At 64.3% G+C, this 25,667-nt stretch carries 23 protein-coding genes and 1 tRNA gene; 19 read left to right on the forward strand and 5 right to left on the reverse strand.

The features are described 5' to 3' along the window. Positions 1 to 527: 527 nt before the first annotated feature. Entirely contained in the window at positions 528 to 794 is a 267-nt protein-coding gene (locus GGD67_RS33150) for a hypothetical protein (protein ID WP_018321086.1), read from the forward strand. Positions 795 to 889: 95 nt separating this feature from the next. Then, positions 890 to 1,099 carry a hypothetical protein gene (locus tag GGD67_RS33155; RefSeq protein ID WP_179738686.1) on the forward strand — a complete coding sequence of 70 codons (210 nt, stop codon included), beginning with the start codon at positions 890 to 892 and terminating at the stop codon, positions 1,097 to 1,099. A gap of 147 nt (positions 1,100 to 1,246) precedes the next feature. Here GGD67_RS33155 and GGD67_RS33160 read toward each other — a convergent pair. Next, positions 1,247 to 1,339: transfer RNA gene (locus GGD67_RS33160), tRNA-Ser, on the reverse strand. Between the two features lie 814 nt (positions 1,340 to 2,153). On the opposite strand from GGD67_RS33160, the gene GGD67_RS33165 reads away from it, so the two are divergent. Further along, entirely contained in the window at positions 2,154 to 3,725 is a 1,572-nt protein-coding gene (locus GGD67_RS33165; protein ID WP_092257571.1) for a porin, read from the forward strand. A 542-nt stretch (positions 3,726 to 4,267) separates the two neighbouring features. Here GGD67_RS33165 and GGD67_RS33170 read toward each other — a convergent pair. Beyond that, positions 4,268 to 6,688: a lytic transglycosylase domain-containing protein gene (locus tag GGD67_RS33170; RefSeq protein WP_179738708.1), complete on the reverse strand. Its 2,421-nt coding sequence runs from the start codon at positions 6,686 to 6,688 to the stop codon at positions 4,268 to 4,270. A 279-nt stretch (positions 6,689 to 6,967) separates the two neighbouring features. On the opposite strand from GGD67_RS33170, the gene dapA reads away from it, so the two are divergent. The 4 genes from dapA to GGD67_RS33190 are packed head-to-tail and all read left to right on the forward strand — an operon-like array spanning position 6,968 to position 9,445. After that, the gene (gene dapA, locus GGD67_RS33175; protein WP_018320002.1) at positions 6,968 to 7,858 is read left to right on the forward strand and encodes a 4-hydroxy-tetrahydrodipicolinate synthase; all 891 of its coding nucleotides are present in this window, start codon (positions 6,968 to 6,970) and stop codon (positions 7,856 to 7,858) included. A gap of 54 nt (positions 7,859 to 7,912) precedes the next feature. After that, complete coding sequence (mscL, locus tag GGD67_RS33180; RefSeq protein WP_026202292.1) at positions 7,913 to 8,326, forward strand: large conductance mechanosensitive channel protein MscL; 414 nt, start codon at positions 7,913 to 7,915, stop codon at positions 8,324 to 8,326. A gap of 59 nt (positions 8,327 to 8,385) precedes the next feature. Further along, positions 8,386 to 8,859: an SsrA-binding protein SmpB gene (smpB, locus tag GGD67_RS33185; protein WP_018320004.1), complete on the forward strand. Its 474-nt coding sequence runs from the start codon at positions 8,386 to 8,388 to the stop codon at positions 8,857 to 8,859. 4 nt (positions 8,860 to 8,863) lie between these two features. After that, positions 8,864 to 9,445, forward strand: coding sequence for a peroxiredoxin (locus GGD67_RS33190; RefSeq protein WP_179738688.1), 582 nt, complete (start codon positions 8,864 to 8,866; stop codon positions 9,443 to 9,445). Positions 9,446 to 9,454: 9 nt separating this feature from the next. Here the strand turns inward: GGD67_RS33190 and GGD67_RS33195 are convergent, their stop codons facing one another. Both GGD67_RS33195 and GGD67_RS33200 read right to left on the reverse strand, forming a co-directional pair. Beyond that, positions 9,455 to 10,129 (reverse strand): uracil-DNA glycosylase, encoded by a 675-nt coding sequence (locus GGD67_RS33195; protein ID WP_018320006.1) that lies wholly within the window; start codon positions 10,127 to 10,129, stop codon positions 9,455 to 9,457. Further along, positions 10,110 to 10,754, reverse strand: a complete 645-nt coding sequence (locus tag GGD67_RS33200) for an NYN domain-containing protein (RefSeq protein ID WP_018320007.1) — start codon at positions 10,752 to 10,754, stop codon at positions 10,110 to 10,112. The genes GGD67_RS33195 and GGD67_RS33200 overlap by 20 nt, the downstream gene beginning before the upstream one ends. 329 nt (positions 10,755 to 11,083) lie before the next feature. Here GGD67_RS33200 and rpoZ point away from each other — a divergent pair, with 329 nt between their 5' ends. The 12 genes from rpoZ to GGD67_RS33260 all read left to right on the forward strand — a co-directional run bounded on the left by rpoZ (position 11,084) and on the right by GGD67_RS33260 (position 23,789). Further along, positions 11,084 to 11,476, forward strand: a complete 393-nt coding sequence (gene rpoZ / locus GGD67_RS33205; RefSeq protein WP_008133017.1) for a DNA-directed RNA polymerase subunit omega — start codon at positions 11,084 to 11,086, stop codon at positions 11,474 to 11,476. A gap of 204 nt (positions 11,477 to 11,680) precedes the next feature. Then, positions 11,681 to 13,966 (forward strand): RelA/SpoT family protein, encoded by a 2,286-nt coding sequence (locus GGD67_RS33210; protein WP_018320008.1) that lies wholly within the window; start codon positions 11,681 to 11,683, stop codon positions 13,964 to 13,966. Positions 13,967 to 14,011: 45 nt separating this feature from the next. Further along, on the forward strand, positions 14,012 to 14,764 hold the full coding sequence (locus GGD67_RS33215; RefSeq protein ID WP_179738690.1) for a pyridoxine 5'-phosphate synthase: 753 nt from the start codon (positions 14,012 to 14,014) through the stop codon (positions 14,762 to 14,764). After that, entirely contained in the window at positions 14,761 to 15,180 is a 420-nt protein-coding gene (gene acpS, locus GGD67_RS33220) for a holo-ACP synthase (protein WP_179738692.1), read from the forward strand. Before GGD67_RS33215 ends, acpS begins: the two co-directional genes overlap by 4 nt. Positions 15,181 to 15,429: 249 nt before the next feature. Further along, the gene (lepB, locus tag GGD67_RS33225; RefSeq protein WP_179738694.1) at positions 15,430 to 16,194 is read left to right on the forward strand and encodes a signal peptidase I; all 765 of its coding nucleotides are present in this window, start codon (positions 15,430 to 15,432) and stop codon (positions 16,192 to 16,194) included. Then, positions 16,191 to 17,012, forward strand: coding sequence for a ribonuclease III (gene rnc / locus GGD67_RS33230; RefSeq protein ID WP_018320012.1), 822 nt, complete (start codon positions 16,191 to 16,193; stop codon positions 17,010 to 17,012). Before lepB ends, rnc begins: the two co-directional genes overlap by 4 nt. Then, positions 17,002 to 17,928: a GTPase Era gene (era, locus tag GGD67_RS33235; RefSeq protein WP_092257556.1), complete on the forward strand. Its 927-nt coding sequence runs from the start codon at positions 17,002 to 17,004 to the stop codon at positions 17,926 to 17,928. The genes rnc and era overlap by 11 nt, the downstream gene beginning before the upstream one ends. Before the next feature lie 21 nt (positions 17,929 to 17,949). Beyond that, the gene (locus GGD67_RS33240; protein WP_018320014.1) at positions 17,950 to 18,330 is read left to right on the forward strand and encodes a hypothetical protein; all 381 of its coding nucleotides are present in this window, start codon (positions 17,950 to 17,952) and stop codon (positions 18,328 to 18,330) included. Between the two features lie 138 nt (positions 18,331 to 18,468). Beyond that, positions 18,469 to 19,221 carry a DNA repair protein RecO gene (gene recO, locus GGD67_RS33245; RefSeq protein ID WP_179738696.1) on the forward strand — a complete coding sequence of 251 codons (753 nt, stop codon included), beginning with the start codon at positions 18,469 to 18,471 and terminating at the stop codon, positions 19,219 to 19,221. 101 nt (positions 19,222 to 19,322) lie between these two features. Next, a complete protein-coding gene (locus GGD67_RS33250; RefSeq protein WP_018320016.1) occupies positions 19,323 to 19,610 on the forward strand; it encodes a hypothetical protein in 288 nt (95 codons plus the stop codon). A gap of 60 nt (positions 19,611 to 19,670) precedes the next feature. Beyond that, the gene (gene parC / locus GGD67_RS33255) at positions 19,671 to 21,929 is read left to right on the forward strand and encodes a DNA topoisomerase IV subunit A (RefSeq protein WP_018320017.1); all 2,259 of its coding nucleotides are present in this window, start codon (positions 19,671 to 19,673) and stop codon (positions 21,927 to 21,929) included. A gap of 315 nt (positions 21,930 to 22,244) precedes the next feature. After that, positions 22,245 to 23,789 (forward strand): GMC family oxidoreductase, encoded by a 1,545-nt coding sequence (locus GGD67_RS33260; RefSeq protein ID WP_179738710.1) that lies wholly within the window; start codon positions 22,245 to 22,247, stop codon positions 23,787 to 23,789. A gap of 1,653 nt (positions 23,790 to 25,442) precedes the next feature. On the opposite strand, the gene GGD67_RS39115 is transcribed toward GGD67_RS33260, so the two are convergent. Then, a partial coding sequence (locus GGD67_RS39115) for a hypothetical protein (protein ID WP_210286722.1) occupies positions 25,443 to 25,667 on the reverse strand: 225 nt, incomplete at its 5' end.

Here is a 25,667-nt window from a genome sequence, read left to right on the forward strand (position 1 = left end):
TTCGCGGTGTCATCGCCGCGCTCCGGCCGGGCGATCCAGTACGCCGGGCTTCTCGTGCGACATTGCCATCTCTGGAGTGCCGGTCACCCTTCTGCCGCCTTCGCCGAAGCTTCGGCGCTCAAGGACGACGGGGCCAGGCGAAGCCTTGGCGATAGCCGGGGCGCGGGCGACGATCGCGAGTGGGGACGCCGCAGGATGCGTCCACCGCGCGCGATGGTTATCGATGTCCCAAAATCCCAGGGTAAACCAAATCTGACGAAACGCAGAAGTGCCTGCAAATCAGCGATTTCTTGAATTCTGCGCGCCGGCGCCGCGCGCTCGCGTTTACGTCTGCTTCATCGCGATACTTAAACTGCCATTCAAATTTGCCCGCCATCATCGCCTCCAACAAGCCGGCAAACGGCGTTGGGCAAGAAGCCCAAGGGATGAGTTGAACAGTGCGCGGTCCCAGCAAGGGTCATGCACATCAGAGTTGGACGGGAGCCGCGCTCGGGGGAGCAAGGCACAAGAAAAAAAGGGGATGCGTTATGTTTCAGGGTACTTTCGATCTGGAGACGGCAACGCCGATCGACGCGACCGCGCTGTCGGACGTGCTGTTCGAGCGCGGGATCTATTGGGCGAGCGGCCGTTCCGGGCTCGTCGATCTCGTCGCCGCGCACAAATGGTTCAACCTCGCCGCCCTGAAGGGCCGCAAGGACGCCGTGACGCTGCGCCAGGAAGTCGCCGGGCAGATGTCGGATGCCGAGATCTCGGCCGCACAGCGCGAGGCGAGGGCGTGGGTCTCCACGCACTGAACCGAGAATCGCATCCGCACCCGTGTTCGCACGGGTGGGCCTGGTTGCGCTGAATCAAGTTTCTTCGTCGTGCCGCCACATAAGACCCGTGCGGCATGAGCGAGCCCGATACCAATGGACGATGGCTGCCGATTCAGATCGCTCCCGATGAGTTCGATCTGGAACTCGGACGTCCGCACAAGACTGGGATTCTGCCCTGGTCGTTTCCGTGCCGGCGCAGGTCCGGCGTCTGGTACAACGTCTGGGCCGGCGAGGCGGTGCTGATTTCGCCCTCGCATTGGCGGATCTGGCGGTTCCAGCGCTAGGCACGGACCACACACATAGCCACACATATAAGATGGTGCGAATCGAGCTGAACGGCCGCGCCGATCCTTGCGCCGGGCTTTCGCGCCGGTCACACGAGCGCTTTCGGCTGAAAGAACGCCCAGACCTGGATTGATTCTGCCGCTGGGTGGCGGAGAGGGAGGGATTCGAACCCTCGATACAGCTTGAGACCGTATGACGCTTTAGCAAAGCGTTGCCTTCAGCCACTCGGCCACCTCTCCGGTGCGAGCCTTATGCATCTAATTGCTTGGGCGGGTCAATTTGGAAGCGTGTGTTTTCGCTCGAATATTCCCAGCGATTTTCGCGACAAAGCACTTTGCTCCCGGGGCGTGACCATAACGTTGCGAGAATGGGGCACAGAGTTGGAGCGTCCGGCGCATCTCGAAGATGGTTTTTGCCTATGAGAACGTCTTTGCTCGCGTAAGAGGCTGAATTTACTGGAAAAATTAATGCGGCGCGGGGAGCGGGCGGCTGAAGGTTCGATTCGTGTCATCCGCCAACCGGCCCAATAACGGTCGCTATCCACAAAGGGTGCTCGTCCACCCCTTAAAGCCGTGCCTGCATCAGGTTGGGAGGTGCGGAGCAGGGCGATGCGTTCTCCTTGAGTCTCCCTGCGATTCCACGATTCGAGTGCGTCAAAGCCCCTCCAGGCCGAGATCTCGCTTGCCGTGCCTTAAGTGGGGAACTTTGATGGCAGGAGGAGCCGTCTCTAAAACGTCAATGAAAACAATTGGTTGCGAGGGCGCTTCGATCACATCTGCGTGTTATTTGTGCAACACCCGTCGGAAAACAAGCTTCATAGGCCCGTTTCCAAGCGTTCTCTTGTTGTGTGTGCAAGGACGTTCGGTAATTGTGACTGAGCGACGGAGGGGGGCATCCCGAGGTCGTCCCGTTTAGGTCATTTCGCTTAAGTCCCTCGCGTTCATGCGGGTGTGTCCGAAGACGCGAAGGAGCCCGGAGCGGTGATTTAGAGGGGGTTGGGGAATTGGCCGTCCGGTCAGTGACCTTCCCTGAAGAGCAACTTGGAGGTTTAACATGAAGTTGGTTAAGAGCCTTTTGCTCGGCTCAGCGGCGGGTCTGATCGCCGTGGGCGGAGCTCAAGCAGCCGATCTGCCCGTGAAGGCCAAGGCGGTCGAATACGTGAAGATCTGCTCGCTGTACGGCGCGGGCTTCTACTACATCCCGGGCACCGACACCTGCATCAAGCTGGGTGGTTATCTGCGCGCTGAAGTCGCGCTGAACACCAACTCGAGCTTCAGCGGTCAGCTCACGTCGAACAACGGCGCGCGTAACCGTCTGACGAACTACTACACCATGCGCGCTCGTGAAGATCTCAACATCGACACGCGCACCGCGACCGAGTACGGCGTCGTCCGTACCTTCTTCGACGGCGTGTTCTCCTGGACCACCGGCAACTACGCCGGCACCGGCAGCGCGACCGGCACGACCGCCTACAGCGGCACGCTGGCGCTCAACACCTCCGGCGCCACCCCGGCGCTCGTTGGTTCGTCGATCAACGGCACCGACGGCAACACCTCGGGCGGTTCGCTCGGCGTGTACTACGCCTTCATCCAGTTCGCTGGCTTCACCATGGGTAAGGCCGTGTCGCAGTTCGACGCGCCCTGGACCAACTATCCCGGCAACAACTTCGACAGCCTCGTCGGCGGTTCCGGCACGGTCACTGGTGTCAACCAGTTCACCTACACCGCTGACTTCGGCCAGGGCGTGACGGCGTCGTTCTCGGCGGAAGACGCGACGGCTTACTACCAGGCCGGCAACCTCAACATGACCGGCGCTTCGGCGGCTGGCATGATCGGCGGTTCGTATGGCTCGAACGCCATCGGCGGTTCGCGCTCGCCGAACCTCGTCGGTATGGTTCGTGTCGACCAGGCTTGGGGTCTGTTCCAGGCGTCGGTCGCCGCTCACGACAATCACGTTGCCTACTACGGCGCCACCGAGCCGACTGGCCACCCCGACGACAAGTGGGGTTGGGCTGTTCAGCTCGCTCTGTCGATCAAGAACATCCCGACTGGTGCGGGTGACGTGATCAACATTTCGGGCGTCTACACCGACGGCGCGTCCCGCTACAACTTCCAGAACCTCGCGGGCGGCAGCTACTCGATGTTCGGCAGCTCGGGTGTTGCTTACCAGAGCGTCGGCTTCGCCATCGCTCCGGACACCGTGTTCGTGACCGGCAGCTCGCAGGAAACCGTCAAGACCTGGGGCTTCCGCGGCGCTTACACCCATAACTGGGATCCCTACTGGAACACCGCGCTGTACGGTGCCTACGCTCAGGCGCAGTTCGGCTCGCTCGCCAAGACCACGCTTTGCGGCGCTGGCGGTGCAGGCGGCGTGTTCGGTGGCCTGGTCGGTGTGACGGGTTGTAATCCTGACTTCGCCGTTGCGCAGGTCGGTGTCATCACCCGCTGGACCCCCGTCAAGAACCTCACGTTCTCGGCTGACCTGAACTGGACCCATCTCGACCAGAAGTACTCCGGTACGGTTGGTTACGCTGGTGCCGGCACGACGGCCAAGCCGGCTGCCGTGTACGAGCTCAAGGATCAGGACACCATCACCCTGCTCCTCCGCGCTCAGCGCAACTGGTAAGTTCGGTCTAACGACCTGACAGAGAGCCCCGGCGGGAAACCGCCGGGGCTTTTCTTTTGCCACGAAGCTTGCCTTCTCGCTTGGCGCAATGGGCCAAGTTTGGCGCATCGCCAGAACAGGGCGATCGCACAGGGCATTTTCCGCAAGCTGAGCGCGCGCCGTGTCATTCGAGAAGCCTGTCATCGGGCCGCGCTTTGCGCGGACCCGGTGGCGATCTCCTAGCAGCCAAGCAGTGTCGATGCCCGTCAAGTCTGCCGCCGCACACTCCGTCATCCTGAGAGCCGGCCAATGGCGGGCGTCTCGAAGGATGGCCACACAGAAGTCGCTCCCAATTGCGATTGCTCTGGTTGGGAGAGGGGAGCTCCGCGCTTCCCATCTCTGACAGTGGCGCGCTGGGGGAGGATTGTCGTTGGCCGGCGTGGGGCCGTGCGACGCCTCGCTGATCTGCCTTTGCAGCGGTGGCGACAGGCGCCTTCATCTGCACGCGAGGCAACGGCGGCGCTTGCCACCCATGCTCGCGGCTGAATCGAAAGAGCGGATCGCTATTCCACGCTGCCGGCGCCGCGGCGCAGATCGGCCTCGATCTGCAGCCGCGTGCCGCCGCCGAAGCGGGCACGGTAGACTTGCAGGTTCTCCATGATCCGCTGCACGTAGTTGCGCGTCTCGGAGAACGGAATCAGCTCGACCCAGTCGACCGCATCGACCTTGGGATCGCGCGGATCGCCGTAGCGCTCGACCCACTTCTTCACGCTGCCGCGGCCGGCATTGTAGGCGGCGAAGGTCATGATGTAGGAGCCGCGATAATCCTCGAGCAGTCCGCCGAGCTCGGCCGAGCCGAGCGTGGCGTTGTAGACCGAATCGTTCTTCAGCCGTCCCAGATCGTAGGTCGCGCCGTGGCGCTTGCAGACATAGCGCGCGGCGTCGGGCGTCACCTGCATCAGGCCGTAGGCCTGGGCCGGCGAGACCACTGACGGATTGAATGCGCTCTCCTGCCGCGCGATCGCATAGACGATGCTGCGCTCGACTTCGGGACCGATCGGCGTGAACTGCGGAATGCCGTTGACGGGATAGGCATAGAAGTCGAACGGCAGGCCGCGATTGAGCGCGGCCTTGCCGAGCAGCAGCATGCCGCGCGCATCGTTGTAGCGCTGGGTCAGCTCGCCGAGGCCGGCGAGCGCTTCGGGATCGCCGTTCTCGCCCATGTCGGCCAGCAGCGGTATCGCCATCTCGCGCTCGTCGAGCTCGTAGAGCAGGTGCGCTGCGCGCACGATCTCCAGCCGTTCGGCGCCGCGGCCGCGCGGCTGGCTGTTGAGCTCGATCTGCGGCAGGCTGAGCTTGGCCCGGGCGAGCTGGCCGTAATAGCTGGTCGACTGTTCGGCGGCGCGGGCATAGGCGTTGCGCGCCTCCTGCTGGCGCCCCGCCGCTTCCGCGGCGCGGCCCTGCCAATAGCCGGCACGCGCCAGCGCGGTCGGATTGACGCTGCCGACGCCGATGCGGGCGAAATGCTGGGTGGCGGCCGCGGGGTCGTTGAGGAAGCGCAGCGCGATCCACCCGGCCGTGAATTCCTGCTCGGTCTTGTAGATGTCGCGCGAGGGCAGTGCGGCGTCGCGCGCGATCAGATAGGCGCTGCGGAATTCCTCGGTGTCGATCATCTTGCGCGCCAAAAGACGCCGCTCGATCCACCATTCGTCGAGATTGTGGAGCCGGTTCGGATCCTTCGGCGCCGACAGCATGAGCTGGGCTGCTTCGGCGAATTTCTCCTCGCGGCGCAGCAGCTGGATCTTGCTGAAGGTGAAGCCGGGGTCGTTGTGCAGCTCGCGCGGCACGGCGTCGAGCAGCGCGCGCGCGTTCGGCGCCTTCTTGACGGCGGCGATGCGGGCCTTGGCGAGTGCGACATAGCCGGCGCCCAGGCGCTTTGCGGCGCGCAGCGCCGCCTCGTTCTCGCTGCCATAGAGCAGGGTGTCCATCCGCGCCTTCTGGTCGCCCGGCGTCAGCAGGGCGCCGAACTGGTCGAGCGCGTTGTTCTCGGTATCCTCGGACATCGGATCGCTGCGCCAGGCCTCGCGCACCAGCCGCTCGGCATTGGCGCGGTCGCCGCGCGCCAGCATCGCCTTGGCGAGCGTGAAGCGGCCCTTGGCGGAGATCGGAGATTCGTTCTCGAACCACGACCACGCCACGGAATCGTCGCGCCTGTCGTCCCACATCGCGGCCTCGAGGCGTCGGCGCAGGAAGGTCTGCGACGGCCAGCTCGGATTGGCGGAGAGGAAGGCGCGGTAGCGCTCCACGGTCGCGCCATTGTCCTCGCTGCGCAGGATGATCCATTCCGCGAGTTTTCGCGCGACCGGATCCGAGATGCCCGCTGCGACGTTGCTGGCCTCACCCGCCTTGCGCTTGCGCACGAGCTCGATGACGCTCTCGAGGGCGTCCTTGTCGCCCTGGGGCGTCGACGACGTCGCAGCGACCGCGGCGGGTATGACCGGCTTGCGCGGCGCGGCATGCTGGCGCGTCGCCGGGGCCAGCACCGGCGCTGCGGCCGGTCTGGCGACGGGGGCGGAAGGCCTGACGGTAGCCGTCGCGGCCGGCGCGGGAGCCGTTTTCGGCGGCGAACCGCTGGCGGCCGGATGAGATTTCGGCGCAGGTGCCGCTGCGGCGGGCTTGGGCTTGTCCTTGGCGGGCTCTTTTCCGGCGCTCTTGCCGGTGTCCTTGCCTGCCTCCTTGGCCGGTTTCTTCGCAGCGTCCTTGGCCGGGGCAGGAGCTGCACCCTTGCTTGCGCCTTTGTTTGCTCCCTGGCTTGCTCCTTTGGCCGCGTCCTTCGAAGTTTCCTTGCCGGTTCCCTTGGACGAGCCCTTCGCGCTGTCCTTGGCAGTGTCCTTGGCGGCTGGCTTCGCGGTGTCCTTGCCAGCTTCCGCCGTCGTCTCATTGGACTTGGCCAGGGCGGCGCAGCCGACCGATAGCCCTGCCATCAGGCACACGATGAGACCGGTGGATCGCCAGGCGGCACGAGGGAATGAGGTCACGGGTTTGGTCGCCCCGAATCAGTCAAGTGGCTCAAGATCTAGCTGTATTTGATTGAATATGCGGACAAAATACCAACAGCCGCTTACCGCGGGCCGATTTGCACCACTACCGCGGCAAAATCGCGGCCTAAACGGTGCGTCACCGGGCTGCAGCCCTTTTACCGGCGGGATAGACCCGATATGAAAGGAGCTTGCTCAAGAGATAGCCGCGTACGGAGGAAGTCCATGGCAGCCAAGACGAAATTCCGGGGGTCGTTCACCGCCTTGGTCACGCCGTTCAAGAACGGCTCGCTGGACGAGGCGGCATTCCGATCCCTGGTCAACTGGCAGATTTCGGAGGGCACCAACGGCCTGGTGCCGGTCGGCACCACCGGCGAGAGCCCGACGCTCAGCCATGACGAGCACAAGAAGGTAGTCGAATGGTGCATCGCTGAAGCCAAGGGCCGCGTGCCTGTGATCGCGGGCGCAGGCTCCAACTCGACCAAGGAGGCGATCGAGCTCGCCCAGCACGCCGAGAAGGCCGGCGCGGACGCCGTGCTGGTGGTGACGCCGTACTACAACAAGCCGACCCAGGAAGGCATGTACCAGCACTTCAAGGCGATCAACGATGCAATCGGCATTCCGATCATCATCTACAACATCCCGCCGCGCTCGGTAATCGACATGTCGGTCGACACCATGAAGCGGCTGTGGGAGCTGAAGAACATCGCCGGCGTGAAGGACGCCACCGCCAGCATGGTGCGCGTGTCGCAGCAGCGTGCGGCGATGGGCGAGGATTTCAACCAGCTCTCGGGCGAGGACGCGACCATCATCGGCTACATGGCGCATGGCGGCCACGGCTGCATCTCGGTGACCTCGAACGTCGCGCCGCGCCTGTGCTCGGAGTTCCAGGCCGCCTGGGCCAAGGGCGACCATGCCACCGCGCTGAAGATCCACGACAAGCTGATGCCGCTGCACAACAACCTCTTCATCGAGAGCAACCCGGCGCCGATCAAGTACGCGATGTCGCTGCTCGGCAAGCTCGACGAGACGCTGCGGCTGCCGATGGTGCCGGTCTCCGAGCCGACCCGCGTTGCCGTGCGCAGCGCCATGGTGCACGCTGGCCTGATCAACTGATGGGTTGACCTATCGGGGAGGCCGTTCATGAGCGTCGACGAAAAGGGCAGGCGGATGCTCACGGAGTTCCGTGAGTTCGCCATGAAGGGCAACGTCGTCGATCTCGCGGTCGGCGTCATCATCGGCGCGGCCTTCGGCGCCATCGTCACCTCGCTTGTCGGTGACATCATCATGCCGATCATCGGCGCTGCGACCGGCGGCCTCGACTTCTCGAACTACTTCGCCCCCTTGTCGAAGTCGGTGACCGCCACCAACTTAGCGGATGCGAAAAAGCAAGGCGCCGTACTTGCTTACGGTAGCTTCCTGACGCTGACGATCAACTTCATCATCGTCGCCTTCGTGCTGTTCCTGGTGATCCGCGCCATGAACACGCTGAAGCGGAAGGAAGAGACCAAGCCCGCGGAGCCGTCGAAGCCGTCGGAGGAGGTCGTGCTGCTGACCGAGATCCGCGATCTCCTCAAGAAGTGACGCGCGCGCTTCATCCAAACTGTTAGCATCGCTGCGCATCGCGCTCAGGTTTCGTCGCCATGGCTGAAAAGAACGAACGTCCGATCAAGGTCATGGCGGAAAATCGCAAGGCCCGCTTCAACTATGCGATCGAGGATACGATCGAGGCGGGGATTGCGCTGACCGGCACCGAGGTCAAGTCGATCCGCAACGGCAAGAGCACGATCGCGGAGTCCTATGCCGATTCCAAGGATGGCGAGATCTGGCTGATCAACGCCACCATTCCCGAATATCTGCAAGGAAACCGCTTCAATCACGAGCCGAAGCGGCCGCGAAAGCTGCTGCTGCATCGCCGGCAGATCAACAAGCTGATGGGCGCCGTCGACCGCGAGGGCATGACGCTGATCCCGCTCAAGCTCTATTTCAATGAGCGTGGGCGCGCCAAGTTGCAGCTGGCGGTTGCAAAAGGCAAGAAGCTGCACGACAAGCGCGAGACCGAGAAGAAGCGCGACTGGAGCCGGGAGAAGGGCCGCCTGATGCGGGCGAGGGGATAGCGAGATGAATCAACGGAACCTGCTCGAGGTCGATTGGAGCCAGATTCCCGCACCTGAAGACGACGGCGCCGCCGCGCATCTGACCGGCATGACGCTGCCGCCAATCGGCCTGCTCGCGACCAACGACACCTCGGTGACGCTGTCGGCGCTGCGCGGCCGGACCGTGGTGTTCGCTTATCCCCGCACCGGCGAACCCGGCAAGATTTCCTTGGTCGACGATTGGGACATGATCCCGGGTGCACGCGGGTGCACGCCGCAGACTTGCGCGTTTCGCGATCTGTTCGCCGAGCTGAAGGGCGCCGGCGCCTCCCACGTGTTCGGCCTCTCGACCCAGAGCAACGAGTACCAGACCGAGATGGCGTCACGGCTGCATCTGCCGTTCCCCGTGCTGTCGGACGAGAAGCTGGCGCTGACGCGCGCGCTCAATCTGCCGACGATGGAGGTCGCGGGCCTGACGCTGATCAAGCGTCTTGCGCTGATCATCGACGACGCCAGGATCACGCATGTGTTCTACCCGGTGTTTCCGCCCGACCGGAACGCCGGCGACGTCCTGGACTGGCTGAAGGCCAATCCGGCCAAGGCCTGAACCAGGGCGCTAATCGAGATCCGCCTTCACCTTCGCGAACACCGACCGGAACATGTCCGGCGTCAGCACGCCGGTGTTCGTGTTGTAGCGCGAGCAATGATAGCTGTCGTAGAGCCTGAACGCGCCGGCCTGATGCACGGCGCCGTGGCCGAAGGGGGCCTGCGAGGCCTTCAGGTTCAGCGGCTTGAGCACGCTGTCGTGCGCAATCCGCCCGAGCGCGATGATCGCGCGCAGCTTCGGCATCGTCTCGAGATTCGCCACGAGGAACTGGCGGCAGGTGTTGATCTCGACGGGCAGCGGCTTGTTCTGTGGCGGAACGCAATGCACGGCATTGGCGATCCGGCAGTCGACCAGCTTCAGGCCGTCATCGGGACGCGCCTGATAGGTGCCCTTGGCAAATCCATATTCGAGCAGGGTGGCGTAGAGCAGGTCACCGGCGTAATCGCCGGTGAACGGCCGTCCTGTGCGGTTGGCGCCCTGCATCCCCGGCGCGAGGCCGACGATCAACAGGCGGGCCTTGATGTCGCCGAAGGGCGCAACCGGCGCATTGTGCCACAACGGCTCACGCGCCCGGTTCGCCTCGCGAAAGGCGACCAAGCGCGGACAGAGCGGACAATTGCGGTCGGGAACGAGGGTGGGAGGCTGGCGGCTTGACCGGGCCGCCTCACTCCTCGAAGTCGTCATCGCCCCTCGGCGCCATCGTGGTTGCGCGCTGGAGGAATTGCGGGGCGTGGTGGCGGGCCTCGCGATCACCGCGGTCGCGCGGGGCGGGGCGTTCGGAGGGATCGCGGCCGAGCTTGGATTGCAGCTCGACGAGGTCGGTGAAGACGTCGGCCTGGCGGCGCAGCTCGTCGGCGATCATCGGCGGCTGGCTGGCGATGGTGGAGATCACCGTGACCCGAACGCCGCGGCGCTGCACGGCCTCGACCAGGGAGCGGAAGTCACCGTCACCGGAGAACAGCACCATCTGGTCGATGTGCTCGGCAAGCTCCATGGCGTCCACGGCGAGCTCGATGTCCATGTTGCCCTTGACCTTGCGGCGGCCGGAGGCGTCGATGAACTCCTTGGTCGCCTTGGTGACGACGGTGTAGCCGTTGTAATCCAGCCAGTCGATCAGCGGGCGGATCGAGGAGTATTCCTGATCCTCGATGATGGCGGTGTAGTAGAACGCCCGAAGCAACGTTCCGCGGCTCTGAAACTCCTTCAGCAGGCGCTTGTAGTCGATGTCGAAGCCCAGAGTTTTCGCCGTCGCGTAGAGATTGGCTCCGTCGATGAAGAGCGCGATCTTGTCGGTGGAGGAAGGTGACATTCAGTTTGCTCGCGTAGTGTTCGTGATTGATCGTTTATTGTTGGCGCGGCGGCAGCAGGCCGCGCAGTTCTAGGGTGCCGCCGAAATCCGTCGAAGCCGCAAATCCGGAGAAGTCGGGGCAAACAAGGTATAGTTATGGCGGACTTTCATAGACCCGGCGCCGCCCTCGATGGCAGCCCGGGTAACCGCCCATCCCAGCCCCAATGTGGGGGTAGCAGAGCCGTTTGGCGAGGCCAAATCACAAATTGGCCTTGCGAAACGGCCCCAGCCCCTATAACTAGCCCCAATCATCCACATATTTCGTCCCACCCACAACGGAGCGACAGTCCATGGCTCGCGTCACCGTAGAAGATTGTATCGACAAGGTCGACAACCGGTTTGACCTGGTCCTGCTGGCCGCCCACCGTGCCCGCATGATTTCGTCCGGCTCACAACTAACGGTTGACCGCGATAACGACAAGAACCCTGTTGTGTCTTTGCGCGAAATTGCTGACACGACCATTTCGCCCGAGGACCTGCGCGAGGAGCTGGTGCACTCGCTCCAGAAGTTCGTCGAGGTCGACGAGCCCGAGCCGGATACTGTGCCGCTGATCGGTTCCGCGGGCGCGAGCGTCGATGCGGACGATACCGAAGTCGCCGTCGAGCGCATGACCGAAGAGGAGCTCCTGAAGGGTCTCGAAGGCCTCGCGCCGCCCGAGGAGCAGCCCGAGGAAGACGAGTAAATCGTCCGTCGCGATCGTCGATTTCTTGTGATTTTATCAAAGGCCCGAACCGGTGTTCGGGCCTTTGCTTTTGTTGACGTTTTCGTGGTTACCATGCGTTGTAGTTGGCGATGCGTCCTGTCACTGAATTGATCGGACACAAGCGCGATCGGAGCTAAGATGTATACAGCGGGCCGGCTCGGGCTCGTTTGAAGGCAGGACGGGATGGTATATCGGCGCCGCAGATCCACGCAGATGCAGGCCGCAACCGAATCGGTTGCCGTGGCCCCGACTGCGCCGGTCGCGCGCCCGGCCAAGCCGCGCGCGCGCATGATGCGTCAATATGACCTCGTCGAGCGCGTCAGGTCCTACAATCCCAACACCAACGAAGACCTGCTGAACCGCGCCTATGTCTACGCCATGAAGGCGCACGGCTCGCAGACCCGCGCCTCGGGCGATCCGTATTTCTCGCACCCGCTCGAAGTGGCAGCGATTCTCACCGACCTCAAGCTCGACGACGCCACCATCGTGGCCGCGCTGCTCCACGATACCATCGAGGACACCGAAGCGACGCGGGCCGAGATCGACCAGATCTTCGGGCCGGAGATCGGCGCGCTGGTCGAGGGTCTGACCAAGCTGAAGCGGCTCGAGCTGGTGTCGCGGGAGGCCAAGCAGGCCGAGAACCTGCGCAAATTGTTGCTGGCCATTGCTGACGATGTCCGTGTGCTCCTGGTCAAGCTCGCCGATCGCCTGCACAACATGCGCACGCTGGATTTCGTGCCGACGGAATCGCGCAGGCGCATCGCCGAGGAGACGCTCGACATCTATGCGCCGCTGGCGGGCCGCATGGGCATGCAGGAAATGCGCGAGGAGCTGGAGGATCTGTCCTTCCGCACCCTCGATCCCGAAGCCTATTCGGTGGTGATGCAGCGCCTCGACGCGCTCGCCGAGCGCAACCGCAATCTGATCGGCGAGATCGAGGACCAGCTCTCCAACAATCTGCGCCACCGGGGCTTAGGGGCGCGGGTCTATGGCCGCCGCAAGAAGCCGTTCTCGATCTGGACCAAGATGGAGCGCAAGTCGGTCGGCTTCGAGCAATTGTCCGACATCTTCGGCTTCCGCCTCGTCGTCAACGACATCGAGGCCTGCTATCGCGCGCTCGGGATCGTCCACACCACCTGGCCGGTCGTGCCGGGACGCTTCAAGGACTACATCTCGACGCCGAAGCAGAACGATTATCGGTCGATCCACACCACGGTGATCGGCCCCGGCAACCAGCGCGTCGAGCTGCAGATCCGCACGGAGGCGATGGACCAGATCGCCGAGCGCGGCATCGCCGCGCATGTGTTCTACAAGGAGGGCGTGGGCTCGCCGACCGAATTCCTCAAGCGCGAATCCAATGCGTTCGCCTGGCTGCGCCACACCATCGGCATCCTCTCGGAAAGCGCCAATCCGGAGGAATTCCTCGAGCACACCAAGCTCGAGCTGTTTCACGACCAGGTGTTCTGCTTCACCCCGAAGGGCAAGCTGATCGCGCTGCCGCGCCACGCCAACGTGATCGACTTCGCCTATGCCGTGCACACTGACGTCGGCAACAGCGCAGTCGGCTGCAAGATCAACGGCCAGTTCGCGCCGCTGTCCTCGGAGCTGCAGAACGGCGACGAGGTCGAGGTGCTGACCTCGGAAGCGCAATCGGCGCCGCCCTCGGCCTGGGAGACGCTTGCGGTCACCGGCAAGGCGCGCGCTGCGATCCGCCGCGCCACGCGGACTGCGGTGCGCGATCAATACGCCGGTCTCGGCCGGCGCATCGTGGAGCGCCTGTTCGAGCGCGCCAAGATCGAATACGCCGACGACAAGCTCAAGGGCGCGCTGCCGCGGCTCGCGCGCACCTCGATCGAGGACGTCATGGCGGCGGTGGGGCGCGGCGAGATCAAGGCCTCCCACGTCGCGCGTGCGATGTACCCCGACTACAAGGAGGAGCGCATCGCGCGCTACGGCGTGAAGAAGGGGCTTGCCGCCAAGCTCAAGGAGAAGTCGTCGGAGCCGCCGCGCAGCCCGGTCGCGATCCCGATCCGCGGCATCAATTCCGACCTGCCGATCAAGTTCGCACCGAATGGCGGCGCCGTGCCGGGCGATCGCATCGTCGGCATCGTGACGCCGGGCGAGGGCATCACGATCTACCCGATCCAGGCGCCGGCGCTGAAGGATTTCGAGGAGGAGCCGGAGCGCTGGCTCGACGTCCGTTGGGACATCGAGGACTCCGCGCCGCAGCGCTTTCCGGCCCGCATCAAGGTCGAGAACGTCAACGAGCCCGGCGCGCTGGCGCAGATCGCGACCGTGATCGCCGAGCACGACGGCAATATCGACAACATCAGCATGCAGCGCCGCTCGCCTGACTTCACGGAGACGACGATCGATCTTGAAGTCTACGATCTCAAGCACCTCAGCGCGATCCTGGCCCAGCTGCGCGCGAAGGCGGTCGTCGCCAAAGTCGAACGTGTTAATGGATAGGCGTCCTCCGCAGCCGTCCGTCCCTCCGATTTCGTGAGTTCTGAAATGCCCGCTTCGAAGCTTCGCCTCGGCGTCAATATCGATCACGTCGCAACCGTGCGTAACGCGCGCGGCGGCCGCCATCCCGATCCGGTGCGCGCGGCGCTGCTGGCGATCGAAGCCGGCGCCGACGGCATCACCGCCCATTTGCGGGAGGATCGCCGCCACATCCGCGACGAGGACATGGCGCGGCTGAAGGCCGAGATCTCCAAGCCGCTCAATTTCGAGATGGCGGCGACCGACGACATGATGCGCATCTCGCTCGCCACCAAGCCGCACGCGGTGTGCCTGGTGCCGGAGCGCCGGCAGGAAGTGACCACTGAAGGTGGGCTGGATGTGGTCGGCCAGCACAACGCCCTCGCGCCCTATATCGCGCGACTGAACGATGCCGGCATTCGGATCTCCCTGTTCATCGCCGCCGATCCCGCCCAGATCGAGATGGCGGCGCGGCTGCGTGCGCCTGTGATCGAGATCCACACCGGCGCCTGGTGCGATGCCGTCGTCGACGGCCACACCGCCAAGGCCGAGGCCGAATGGCAGCGGATCGTGGCGGGCGTGAAGCTGGCGAAGGCGGCCGGGCTCGAGGTTCATGCCGGGCACGGGCTCGACTATGCGACGGCGGAGACGATTGCCGCCCTTCCAGAGATCATGGAGCTCAACATCGGCTACTACATGATCGGCGAAGCACTGTTCGTCGGTCTTGCCGAGACGGTGCGCAGCATGCGCGCGGCGATGGACCGCGGCCGGAGCCGGGCATGATCATCGGCATCGGCTCCGACCTGATCGACATCACCCGCGTCGCCAAGGTGATCGAGCGCCACGGCGAGCGTTTCCTCGATCGCATCTTCACCGCGGCCGAGCGGGCCAAGGCGGAGCGGCGGGCCAAGAACGAGAAGATGGTGGTGGCGACCTACGCCAAGCGCTTCGCCGCCAAGGAGGCCTGCTCCAAGGCGCTCGGCACCGGGATCCGGCGCGGCGTCTGGTGGCGCGACATGGGGGTGGTCAACCTGCCGGGCGGGCGGCCGACCATGCAGCTGACCGGCGGGGCGCTGGCCCGGCTCCAGACCCTGACCCCGGAGGGGTTCGAGGCGCGGATCGACCTGTCGATCACCGACGACTGGCCGTTGGCGCAGGCCTTCGTGATCATTTCGGCCGTCCCGCTGCCGAAACCCTGAGGGGGCCCCGGCGATTTTATGATTTGTGTTATGAATCAATACCTTATTCAGTTTTGATGCGATCCTTGATTGCGTGGCCTCCGACAACCGTCTAAAAGTCCGCGGACGCAAATCAGCTTGGGCGAATTCGGCTTTACGCCGGAATTGGCCCTCACTATCAGAATCAGGACAATCTCCTTGCGCCGCGAACCGGTGGGCCGTTCGCGGGAGGAGGGCGCTCTGTGATCGCCGGCCGGAATTGAGAGAGCAATGAGCGTGACTTCAGGAACGAAAACTGAGAGCGGCGTCGGTGAGACGATCCGGGTCGTGATCCACGCTCTCCTGATCGCGCTGGTGATCCGCACGTTCCTGTTCCAGCCCTTCAATATCCCGTCCGGCTCGATGAAGGCGACGCTGCTGGTCGGCGACTATCTGTTCGTCTCGAAATATTCCTACGGCTACAGCCACTATTCGATTCCATTCTCGCCGCCGCTGTTCTCCGGGCGGATCTGGGGCTCGGATCCGAACCGCGGCGACATCGTCGTGTTCCGGCTGCCGAAGGACGATTCCACCGATTACATCAAGCGGGTGATCGGCCTTCCAGGCGACCGCATCCAGATGCGCGACGGGCTGCTCTACATCAACGACACGCCGGTCGAGCGGCAGCGCATGAGTGAATATGTCGGCGAGGAGCCCTGCGGCTCGGAAGGTGGCAGTATCTCCCGCGTGAAGCGCTGGAAGGAAACGCTGCCGAACGGCGTGTCCTATGAGACGCTCGACTGTGCCGACAACGGTTACGTGGACAACACCAACGTCTACACCGTGCCGGCCGGCCATTTCTTCATGATGGGCGACAACCGCGACAATTCCACCGACAGCCGCTTCCTCGGCCAGGTCGGCTATGTGCCGCAGGAGAATCTGATCGGCCGCGCCCAGATGATCTTCTTCTCCATCGCCGAAGGCGAGCATGCCTGGATGTTCTGGCGCTGGCCGTGGGCGGTGCGCTGGAATCGGTTCTTCAAAATCGTCCGATGAAAGACGAAGCCAAGGACATCGCGATCCAACCGACCGAGGCGCAAGCCGCTCCCGAGAGCGAAGCTGCAGCGAAGACGCCTGCAAAGAAGAAGCGGACGCGGAGCAGCAAGGCCAAGGGCACCGATGCCAACGCGGCGCTCGAGGCGCGCATCGGCCACAGCTTCGCTGACCCGAATATGCTGATGCAGGCGATCACGCATGTCTCGGCGCTGAAGTCCGGGCGCAAGCGCGGCGACAGCTATCAGCGCCTGGAATTCCTCGGCGACCACGTGCTCGGGCTCGTCGTCTCCGACATGCTCTATCACGCCTTCCCGAACGCCGACGAAGGCGAGCTGTCCAAGCGTCTTGCCGAGCTCGTGCGCAAGGAAAGCTGCGCCGACGTCGCCAAGTCGCTCGGTCTGCTCGACGACATCAAGCTCGGCTCGGTCGGCTCCAGCGCCGACGCGCGCCTGCGCAAGTCCATCCTCGGCGACATCTGCGAGGCCGTGATCGGCGCCATCTTCCTTGACGGCGGCCATGCGGCGGCCGCCGAATTCGTCAAGCGCAACTGGACCGAGCGCATGCACAAGCCGCGCCGTCCCTTGCGCGATCCCAAGACCGTGCTGCAGGAATGGGCGCAGGGCAAAGGGCTGCCAACGCCGGTTTACCGCGAGGTCGAGCGCACCGGCCCGCACCACGATCCGCAATTCCGCGTCGCGGTGGACCTGCCGGGGCTCGCGCCGGCCGAGGGCATCGGCGGCAGCAAGCGCGCGGCAGAGAAAGTAGCAGCTTCAGTGATGATCGAACGTGAAGGCGTTGGCGGCGGCAATGACGGCTGAAACAAGCGGCGAGGCGCCCACTGCCACGCGCTGCGGCTTCGTTGCGCTGATCGGCGCGCCGAACGTCGGCAAGTCCACGCTGGTCAACGCGCTGGTTGGCGCCAAGGTCACGATCGTTTCGCGCAAGGTGCAGACCACGCGCGCGCTGATCCGCGGCATCGTGATCGAGAACAACGCGCAGATCATCCTGGTCGACACGCCCGGCATCTTCCTGCCCAAGCGCCGGCTCGACCGCGCCATGGTCTCGACCGCCTGGAGCGGGGCGCATGATGCCGATCTCGTCTGCGTGCTGCTCGACGCCAAGACCGGGATCGACGAGGAAGCCGAGGCGATCCTCACCAAGGCGGCCAGCGTCAATCACGAGAAGATCCTCGTCATCAACAAGGTCGATCTGGTCCAGCGCGAGAAATTGCTGGCGCTGGCACAGGCCGCCAACGAGCGCATGAAGTTCGCGCGGACCTTCATGATCGCGGCGATCTCGGGCGACGGCGTCGACGATATCCGCAAGACGCTGTCCGAGATGGTGCCGCCGGGTCCGTTCCTCTATCCCGAGGACCAGATGTCGGACGCGCCGATGCGGCAGCTGGCGGCCGAGATCACGCGCGAAAAGATCTATCAGAAGCTGCACCAGGAATTGCCCTACCAGTCCACGGTCGAGACCGACAAGTGGGAGGAGCGCAAGGACAAGTCGGTGCGGATCGAGCAAACGATCTTCGTCGAGCGCGAGAGCCAGCGCAAGATCGTGCTCGGCAAGGGCGGCGCCACCATCAAGTCGATCGGCGCGGACTCGCGCAAGGAGCTGATGCAGATCCTGGACGTGCCGGTGCACCTGTTCCTGTTCGTCAAAGTGCGCGAGAATTGGGGCGACGATCCCGATCGCTACCGCGAGATGGGCCTGGACTTTCCGAGAGAATAACCAAGAACAGATCGGTATCCGATGAGCGTGCCCAGCAATGTCCGGCGCTTCGAAGCGCTGCTCTATGCATCGTTGATGCTGGATGCCTTGTCCGTCGCGGTGCAGGATCGCACGCCCAATGCGGAGGTGACCGAGCAGATGATCATGACGGGGACCTTGCTCGCCGGCGGCATGATCCTGCTGCTGGTCTACTTCGTCAGGCTCGCCGCGCATGAGCGGAAGAACTGGCCGCGCTGGGTGCTGGCGGCGGCGCTCGTGCTGTCGGTGATCTCGCTTGGCCAGATCATCGGCCAGAAGGGCCTGGAGCTCGACAGCGCCATCGAGATCGTTTCCTGCGCGCTGACGACGGTAGGCCTGTATTTCTCCTTCAGCGGCGACGCGCAGGGCTGGTTCAACGCGTGAGGTTTCGCGCGGTGCCGTAGGGTGGGCAAAGGCGCGCCCTTGCGCGCCGTGCCCACCATCTCGCGCCGTCGATCAAATTGGTGGGCACGCTTCGCTTTGCCCACCCTACGGCAGCTTTAAATGCGCTAAACTTCCTTCATGGAATGGACCGACGAAGGCATCGTGCTGGGCGTGCGGCGGCATGGCGAGAGCAGCGCCATCGTCGAGCTGTTGACGCGCGCGCACGGCCGCCATCTCGGCCTCGTCCGCGGCGGCGCCGGCTCGCGGATGCGGCCCTTGCTGCAGCCGGGGAACAGCGTCAGCGCGGTATGGCGAGCGCGGCTCGACGAGCATCTCGGCACCTACACCATCGAAGGGCTTAAGCTGCGCGCGGCGGCGCTGCTGGGTTCGTCCCATGGCGTCTACGGCGTCACCCATCTCGCCTCGATTGCGCGCCTCTTGCCGGAGCGCGATCCGCATGAGGAGATCTTCGCGCTGCTCGAGCATTCGCTCGACGATTTCGAGGATATCGGTGGTGCAGCCGTGCACCTCATCCATTTCGAGCTGGCGATGCTCGCCGAGCTCGGCTTTGGGCTGGCGCTGGAAAACTGCGCGGTGACCGGCGAGACCACGGACCTGATCTATGTCTCGCCGAAATCCGGCGGCGCGGTGTCGCGCGGCGCTGGCGAGCCGTGGCGTGACCGCCTGTTGCGCCTGCCGCCGTTTCTGCGCCAAGGCGAAACCGCAAGCGACCTCACCGAGCAGGATCTCCAGGACGGTTTTCGGCTCACCGGCCTGTTCCTGCTGCGCCATGTGCTGGAGCCGCGCGGGCAGGGCCATTCCGACGCGCGCGCGGGCTTCATCAACGCCTTGATCCGGCAGCAGGCGAAGGCGGCGATTCCCGCGCCATGAGCGGAGTGGGACTCTGCTTTGCCTCCGAGTAGGGGTTCCGGGGGAACGAAGTCGGGCTGGTTGAGTTCGCTTCCTCAGGTTCCATAGCGGGGACAGCCTAAATGTTGATCAGAGGATTCGCCTTGTCCGCGGCGCTGCTCACGTTTGCGCCTGATGCAATGGCCGGCGAGCCGCAACCCGGCGTGTTTCGCCGGGCGTCCTGCACGGTCGTCCGGTATTATGTGGCGAAATATTCTGCTGCGGCCGCAGAGACATGGGCGCGGTCGAAGGGAGCGACGGAGGCCGAAATCGAGGCCGCCCGGCGGTGCCTGACCAACGTGCCGGCGCCTGCCCAAACGCCTGGTGGGACCCAGACCCAGACCGTAACAGCCGGCTGGGCGGGGCATTAGGCGCCCACAGGGAACCAATCCATCCTTGCCCGATTCGCTTCCACGGTTTAACCGGGCGGCATGGGAAAACGAATCGTTCCGCCGGAAGAACCGGCCGAAATTCACGAGGTGCCGCTGCGTGAAGCGCTCGAGGAGCGTTATCTCGCCTATGCGCTCTCCACCATCATGCACCGCGCGCTGCCCGACGCGCGCGACGGCCTGAAGCCGGTTCACCGACGCATCCTCTACGGCATGCGCCTGCTCAGGCTCGACCCCGGCACGGCCTTCAAGAAATCCGCCAAAATCGTCGGCGACGTGATGGGCTCGTTCCATCCGCACGGCGACCAGGCGATCTACGACGCCATGGTGCGCCTCGCGCAGGACTTCTCCTCGCGCTACCCGCTGGTCGACGGCCAGGGCAATTTCGGCAATATCGACGGCGATAATCCCGCCGCCTACCGCTACACCGAAGCGCGCATGACCGACGTCGCGCGGCTTCTGCTCGACGGCATCGACGAGGACGGCGTCGAGTTCCGCGCCAATTACGACGGCCAGTCGAAGGAGCCGGTCGTGCTGCCCGGCGGCTTCCCGAACCTGCTCGCCAACGGTGCGCAGGGCATCGCGGTCGGCATGGCGACCTCGATCCCGCCGCACAACGCCGCCGAGCTTTGCGAAGCCGCGCTGCATCTGATCGAGAAGCCCGACGCCAAGTCCAAGGCGCTGATGCGGTGGGTCAAGGGCCCGGATTTCCCGACCGGTGGCATCTGCGTCGATTCCAAGCAGGCCATCGCCGAGGCCTACACCACCGGCCGCGGCTCGTTCCGCGTTCGCGCGCGGTGGGAGCAGGAGGAGGGCGCACGAGGCGCTTGGGTCGTCGTCGTCACCGAGATTCCCTTCCTGGTGCAGAAGTCGCGGCTGATCGAGAAGGTCGCCGAGCTGCTGGACCAGAAGAAGCTGCCGCTGGTCGGCGACATCAGGGACGAGTCGGCCGAAGACGTCCGCATCGTCATCGAGCCGAAATCGAAGAACGTCGATCCCGCGCTGATGATGGAATCGCTGTTCCGTCTCACCGAGCTCGAAAACAAGATTCCGCTGAACCTCAACGTGCTGATCAAGGGCCGCGTGCCCAAGGTGGTGGGTCTTGCGGAGTGCCTGCGCGAATGGCTCGACCATCTGCGCGACGTCCTGATCCGCCGCAGCAACTACCGCAAGGCGCAGATCGAGCACCGGCTGGAAGTCCTCGGCGGCTTCCTGATCGCCTATCTGAACATCGACAAGGTCATCAAGATCATCCGCACCGAGGATGAGCCGAAGCCGGCGTTGATGAAGGAGTTCAAGCTCACCGAGGTGCAGGCCGAAGCCATCCTCAACATGCGCCTGCGCTCCTTGCGCAAGCTCGAGGAGATGGAGATCCGCACCGAGGACAAGAACCTCCGTGCCGAGCTCAAGGGCATCAACGCGGTGCTCGCTTCGGAAGCCGAGCAGTGGAAGAAGGTCGGCGAGCAGGTCGGCAAGGTCCGCGACATGTTCGGACCGAAGACGCCGCTCGGCAAGCGCCGCACCACCTTTGCCGATGCGCCCGAGCACGATCTCGCCGCGATCGAGGAGGCCTTCGTCGAACGCGAGCCGGTGACGGTCGTCGTCTCCGACAAGGGCTGGATCCGCACCATGAAGGGCCATGTCGAGGATCTCTCGGGCCTTGCCTTCAAGCAGGACGACAAGCTCGGCTTCGCCTTCTTCGCCGAGACGACCTCGAAGCTGCTGCTGTTCGCCACCAACGGCAAATTCTACTCTCTCGACGTCGCCAAGCTTCCGGGCGGCCGCGGCCACGGCGAGCCGATCCGCCTGTTCATCGACCTCGAGCAGGAGGCCGCGCCGGTCGCGCTGTTCGTCAACAAGGGTGGGCGCAAATTCCTGGTCGCGAGCCACGAGGGCCAGGGCTTTGTCGTCAACGAGGACGATTGCGTCGGCACCACCAAGAAGGGCAAGCAGGTCCTCAACGTCGACATGCCGAACGAGGCGCGCACGGTCACCGAGGTGATCGGCGACACTGTTGCGGTCATCGGCGAGAACCGCAAGATGCTGATCTTCCCGCTCGACCAGGTGCCGGAGATGGCGCGCGGCCGCGGCGTCCGCCTGCAGAAGTACAAGGACGGCGGTCTCTCCGACGTTGCCGTGTTCGAGGCCAAGGCGGGTCTGACCTGGAAGGACTCCGCGGGCCGCGAATTCTCGGCGACCATGAAGGAGCTCAGCGAGTGGCAAGGCACCCGCGCCGACGCCGGCCGCCTGCCGCCGAAGGGTTTCCCGAAGTCGAACAAGTTCGGCAAGGTGATCGGGTAGGGCTCGTGTCCCGGACGCGCTGCAGCGTACAACGCTGCTGCGCAGAGCCGGGACCCACGCCAGACGGATTGCCCGGAGACATGGGCCCCGGCTCTGCAGCGCACCGTTGAAGTAGCGCTGCGCTGCGTCCGGGGCACAGGCGTGTGTGTTGCGCACATCTCTTTTCACACCGTCATTGCGGAAAGATTCTGGATTGCTTCGCTGCGCTCGCAATGACGGGCTGCGACGGCGCCGCTCTCCAATTCGCATTCCACCACTCCGCGCGGTCTGATACCGTTCGCCAGCTGGTGTTCTGGAATGTCGAGAAATAGCGCGATGTACGATGTCATTGTTGTCGGCGGCGGCTCCGCTGGCGCGGCTGTTGCGGCGCGGCTGTCCGAGGATCCCGCCCGGCGCGTCCTGCTGCTGGAGGCGGGGCGCGACTGGCGCGCCGATGAGGCGCCATGGGAGGTGCGGACGCCGAACCCGATCCCGATCATCCACAAGCGCGAGTACCAGGAGAAATGGCAGTGGCCAGATCTCTTGTCGCGTCGCGTCGCCGGGCAGGAGCCGCGCTTCTACTGGCGCGGCAAGGGGCTCGGCGGCTCCTCGATGATGAACGGCCAGATCGCGATCCGCGGCGTTGCCGATGCGTTCGACGAATGGGCCGCCCATGGCTGCACCGGCTGGTCGGCCAGCGAGGTGATGCCGCTCTTCTCGGTGATCGAGGACGATTTTGAATTCGGCGCCGCCGAAGGCCATGGCCGCGGCGGACCGCTGCCGGTCTATCGCGCGCCGCCCGAGACCTGGGGCGCGATCGATCGCGGCTTGCGCGATGCCGCGCTCGCCAGCGGCTATCCCTGGTGCGCCGACCTCAACGGCCCCGACGGCGAGGGCGTTGCCTGCTATCCCATCAACAGCCGCGATGGTCGCCGCATCAGCACCAATGAGGGTTATCTCGAGCCGGCGCGAGGCCGCGCCAATCTGGAAATCCGCGGCCATGCACTGGTTGATCGCGTCCTGATCAGCGACGGCCGCGCCACCGGTGTCCGTGTCCATATCGAAGGGCAGGGCACTCATGAGATCAGTGCGCGGCAGATCGTGCTTTGCGCCGGCGCGATCCACAGTCCGGCGATCCTGCTGCGCTCGGGCATTGGCCCTGCCGAGGAATTGAAGGCGATGGGAATTGGCGTCGCGCGCGACCTGCCGGTCGGCCGCCACTACTTTGATCATCCGCTGTTTCGCACGACGATTCAGCTTCGTGAGGAGCTGCGTCCCACCGACCCCGACACCCGTCACACCAATTGCTGCGTGACCTATTCCTCGGGCCTCGCCGAGGGCGGCAAGCGCGACATGATCCTGATCGCCTTCAATCATCGCGGCATCGGCAATCCCGGGGCGATCGGCGCGGGCCTGTTCAACGCCTATTCGCGTGGCACGCTGAAGCTGGCCTCGACCGATCCGGCGATCGATCCCGTCGTCGAGGAGAACATGCTCGCCGATCCCCGCGACATGCTGCGCATGATGGATGCGGTGAGGCGGCTCGCCGTGATCACGTCGCAGCCGGCGCTCTCAGGCATTGCCGACTGGATCCGGCTCGCCGACACCGATCTGACGCTGCCGCAGGCGGCAGCGCTGCCGGATCATGAGCTCGATGCAGTGCTGCGCCGTGAGACCGGCGACATCCAGCACGCCGCCGGCAGTTGTCGCATGACCGGCGCTGGCGACCCCGACGGCGTGGTCAATCCTGATGGCAGCGTGAAAGGCATCGCGGGCTTGCGCGTCGCCGACGCCTCGATCATGCCGTCCGACTGCCGCGCCAACACGCATTTCACCACGGTGGTGATCGGCGAAGCGATCGCGCGGATGATGATGCGGTAGTTTCTGCCGCGCCAGATTCCACTTATTCCGTCATCCTGAGGTGCGAGTGGCGCGATGCAAGAGCATCGCGCCGAGAGCCTCGAAGGATGAACGGCCGAGATGTTTCGATATCTTGGCAGCGCCAGCCGGGCCGTCGCCCTTCGAGGGCCGCTGAAGAAGCGGCCACCTCAGGGTGACGGTGATGGATGGGAACGCACCGCTTGTTTCGCTACGCTCGCAACGACCGAGCAAGTGGCGGGACCTTGCTCACCAGTTCACAGACCGACCGCACTTCCCTATCTCTCGAGGTCGCGAATGCACAATCCACGATCTTGAGATTGTCGACGACACGATCTCTGGTTACGAGAGTCGAGTTTCGCGAGCGCCAGGGGAGCCGCAGACCTGTTGCGCGTTTCGCACCAGACTAGGTCTGGATCGCTGCTACACCATTGTTCATCAGCGGCGTATAACCGCCGCAAGCACTTCACGTGCGGTGAGCACGCTTCAATACCCATTTGCCTACGATGCAAGATTCCAGTTGCGCAGTGCTTTATTTTGGTTGTGAGGGTCCCACTCATGACAAGGCACCTTTCGAAGCGCATTGTGACCGATGTGCTTGTCGTCGCCGTATCTGTGGTGACTATTACGATTGCAGCGACATCGTTGGGCAAGTCCGTTGTTGCTGGGATTGCCGCCTCTATTCCGGGTCCATTTCATCTTGCGACGGAAAGGATGCTTGCCGGTGCCGGGCCGAGCAAGCCGAAACTCGCTCGCGCGCAGACAGGTTGTCGGCTTCGATCTGCGCCTTTGCAATGGAACGCGGACGAGATTTTCGCGCCGCCTGCTGCTCCTCCACGATGAATTGCCACCCCGATTGAGCGGGTGGCAAGAAGGGAGCAGCCGTGTCGAACCCTGGCAGCACGCGGGCATGCGGCGATCGCCCTCGGCCACGTCGAAGATCTTGGCCGCCTGTGAGGTAGCTTACAGCATGCGCTCTTGGTGCGGGCTAGGTTTAAGAAGGCTCCAAAACTCTGACGGAGGCATCAAGCAGGCGCACCATCGCCTTCTCGCGGCGTGTCTCGCCCGAGTCTTGCTCCAGGTGCCGCCCTCGACAAAGACAAGGGCGCAGGGAAGGCCGGGCGCCGGCTGGCACCCGTAAGTCCGTGCGCCATAAGAGATGCACACGGGGTGGACTACAGGTCTCGCCGGATCGCCCGGCCTTCCCTGCGCGAATGGTTTTAACGGTGTCCTTCGTGCTCTCCTCGGGGAGCGTTGCACTATTGCCCCGTCGCCTTGCGGATAATCGATGCGCGTGCCGGTCGGCCACACATCACCGCCAAGGCTTGACGCCAGAACCCCGGGCGCCGGGACCACACGACTTCTCCGTCCGCGCACGTCCTCGCTGGGAATCCGAGGGGTGGCGTGTGCTCGCCCCCGAAGCCATACGAAGACGCTGTCGGCGCCGTGTCGTTTGCGCGAAGCCATTGCTCACGGTGTCCCGCCCTGCAATGCCCGCTCGCGCCCGACGCCGTCGCGTCCATCGCTACCCAGCCCGCGGTTCGTGACGATCGCGATCCGCCCCTTGTCTCGGGCCAGGGTGAGCAGTGTGTACGACAAATCCGAATTTCGGTAAAGTGGAATATTTTGCAAGGTGGGGCTTGACAGGCGGCTTGGTCAAACTGACCGGGCTGTTTTGCCCGACGGGCGCGCTGCGACGAGCTTTTCCTTGAGGACGGGTGCTCGTGAATTACAGCTTCCAAGAGCAAGACGGAAGTCGCCCAGCTTGGTCATCATCGACGGCTTATGACCCTGGCTGTGTGAAAACGCTGCGCTTGATGTGATTCGCGCGATATGATTCCCGCACGATTTGCGGGGGGCTGGAATGAAGCGCTTCGTTGC

Origin of the sequence: Bradyrhizobium sp. IAR9 (genome assembly GCF_013408065.1) — a bacterium.
Lineage (GTDB): Bacteria > Pseudomonadota > Alphaproteobacteria > Rhizobiales > Xanthobacteraceae > Bradyrhizobium.

Excerpts from the sequence above, each read along its gene's own strand:
- GGD67_RS33210 (WP_018320008.1), top strand. The coding sequence starts at position 11,681 with ATGGTATATCGGCGCCGCAGATCCACGCAGATGCAGGCCGCAACCGAA.
- GGD67_RS33150 (WP_018321086.1), top strand. The coding sequence starts at position 528 with ATGTTTCAGGGTACTTTCGATCTGGAGACGGCAACGCCGATCGACGCG.
- rpoZ (WP_008133017.1), top strand. The coding sequence starts at position 11,084 with ATGGCTCGCGTCACCGTAGAAGATTGTATCGACAAGGTCGACAACCGG.
- rnc (WP_018320012.1), top strand. The coding sequence starts at position 16,191 with ATGAAAGACGAAGCCAAGGACATCGCGATCCAACCGACCGAGGCGCAA.
- GGD67_RS33215 (WP_179738690.1), top strand. The coding sequence starts at position 14,012 with ATGCCCGCTTCGAAGCTTCGCCTCGGCGTCAATATCGATCACGTCGCA.
- recO (WP_179738696.1), top strand. The coding sequence starts at position 18,469 with ATGGAATGGACCGACGAAGGCATCGTGCTGGGCGTGCGGCGGCATGGC.
- smpB (WP_018320004.1), top strand. The coding sequence starts at position 8,386 with ATGGCTGAAAAGAACGAACGTCCGATCAAGGTCATGGCGGAAAATCGC.
- parC (WP_018320017.1), top strand. The coding sequence starts at position 19,671 with ATGGGAAAACGAATCGTTCCGCCGGAAGAACCGGCCGAAATTCACGAG.
- GGD67_RS33155 (WP_179738686.1), top strand. The coding sequence starts at position 890 with ATGAGCGAGCCCGATACCAATGGACGATGGCTGCCGATTCAGATCGCT.
- GGD67_RS33260 (WP_179738710.1), top strand. The coding sequence starts at position 22,245 with ATGTACGATGTCATTGTTGTCGGCGGCGGCTCCGCTGGCGCGGCTGTT.
- GGD67_RS33195 (WP_018320006.1), bottom strand. The coding sequence starts at position 10,129 with ATGACGACTTCGAGGAGTGAGGCGGCCCGGTCAAGCCGCCAGCCTCCC.
- GGD67_RS33250 (WP_018320016.1), top strand. The coding sequence starts at position 19,323 with ATGTTGATCAGAGGATTCGCCTTGTCCGCGGCGCTGCTCACGTTTGCG.
- mscL (WP_026202292.1), top strand. The coding sequence starts at position 7,913 with ATGCTCACGGAGTTCCGTGAGTTCGCCATGAAGGGCAACGTCGTCGAT.
- era (WP_092257556.1), top strand. The coding sequence starts at position 17,002 with ATGACGGCTGAAACAAGCGGCGAGGCGCCCACTGCCACGCGCTGCGGC.
- GGD67_RS33165 (WP_092257571.1), top strand. The coding sequence starts at position 2,154 with ATGAAGTTGGTTAAGAGCCTTTTGCTCGGCTCAGCGGCGGGTCTGATC.
- GGD67_RS33190 (WP_179738688.1), top strand. The coding sequence starts at position 8,864 with ATGAATCAACGGAACCTGCTCGAGGTCGATTGGAGCCAGATTCCCGCA.
- GGD67_RS33170 (WP_179738708.1), bottom strand. The coding sequence starts at position 6,688 with ATGGCAGGGCTATCGGTCGGCTGCGCCGCCCTGGCCAAGTCCAATGAG.
- lepB (WP_179738694.1), top strand. The coding sequence starts at position 15,430 with ATGAGCGTGACTTCAGGAACGAAAACTGAGAGCGGCGTCGGTGAGACG.
- dapA (WP_018320002.1), top strand. The coding sequence starts at position 6,968 with ATGGCAGCCAAGACGAAATTCCGGGGGTCGTTCACCGCCTTGGTCACG.
- acpS (WP_179738692.1), top strand. The coding sequence starts at position 14,761 with ATGATCATCGGCATCGGCTCCGACCTGATCGACATCACCCGCGTCGCC.
- GGD67_RS33200 (WP_018320007.1), bottom strand. The coding sequence starts at position 10,754 with ATGTCACCTTCCTCCACCGACAAGATCGCGCTCTTCATCGACGGAGCC.
- GGD67_RS33240 (WP_018320014.1), top strand. The coding sequence starts at position 17,950 with ATGAGCGTGCCCAGCAATGTCCGGCGCTTCGAAGCGCTGCTCTATGCA.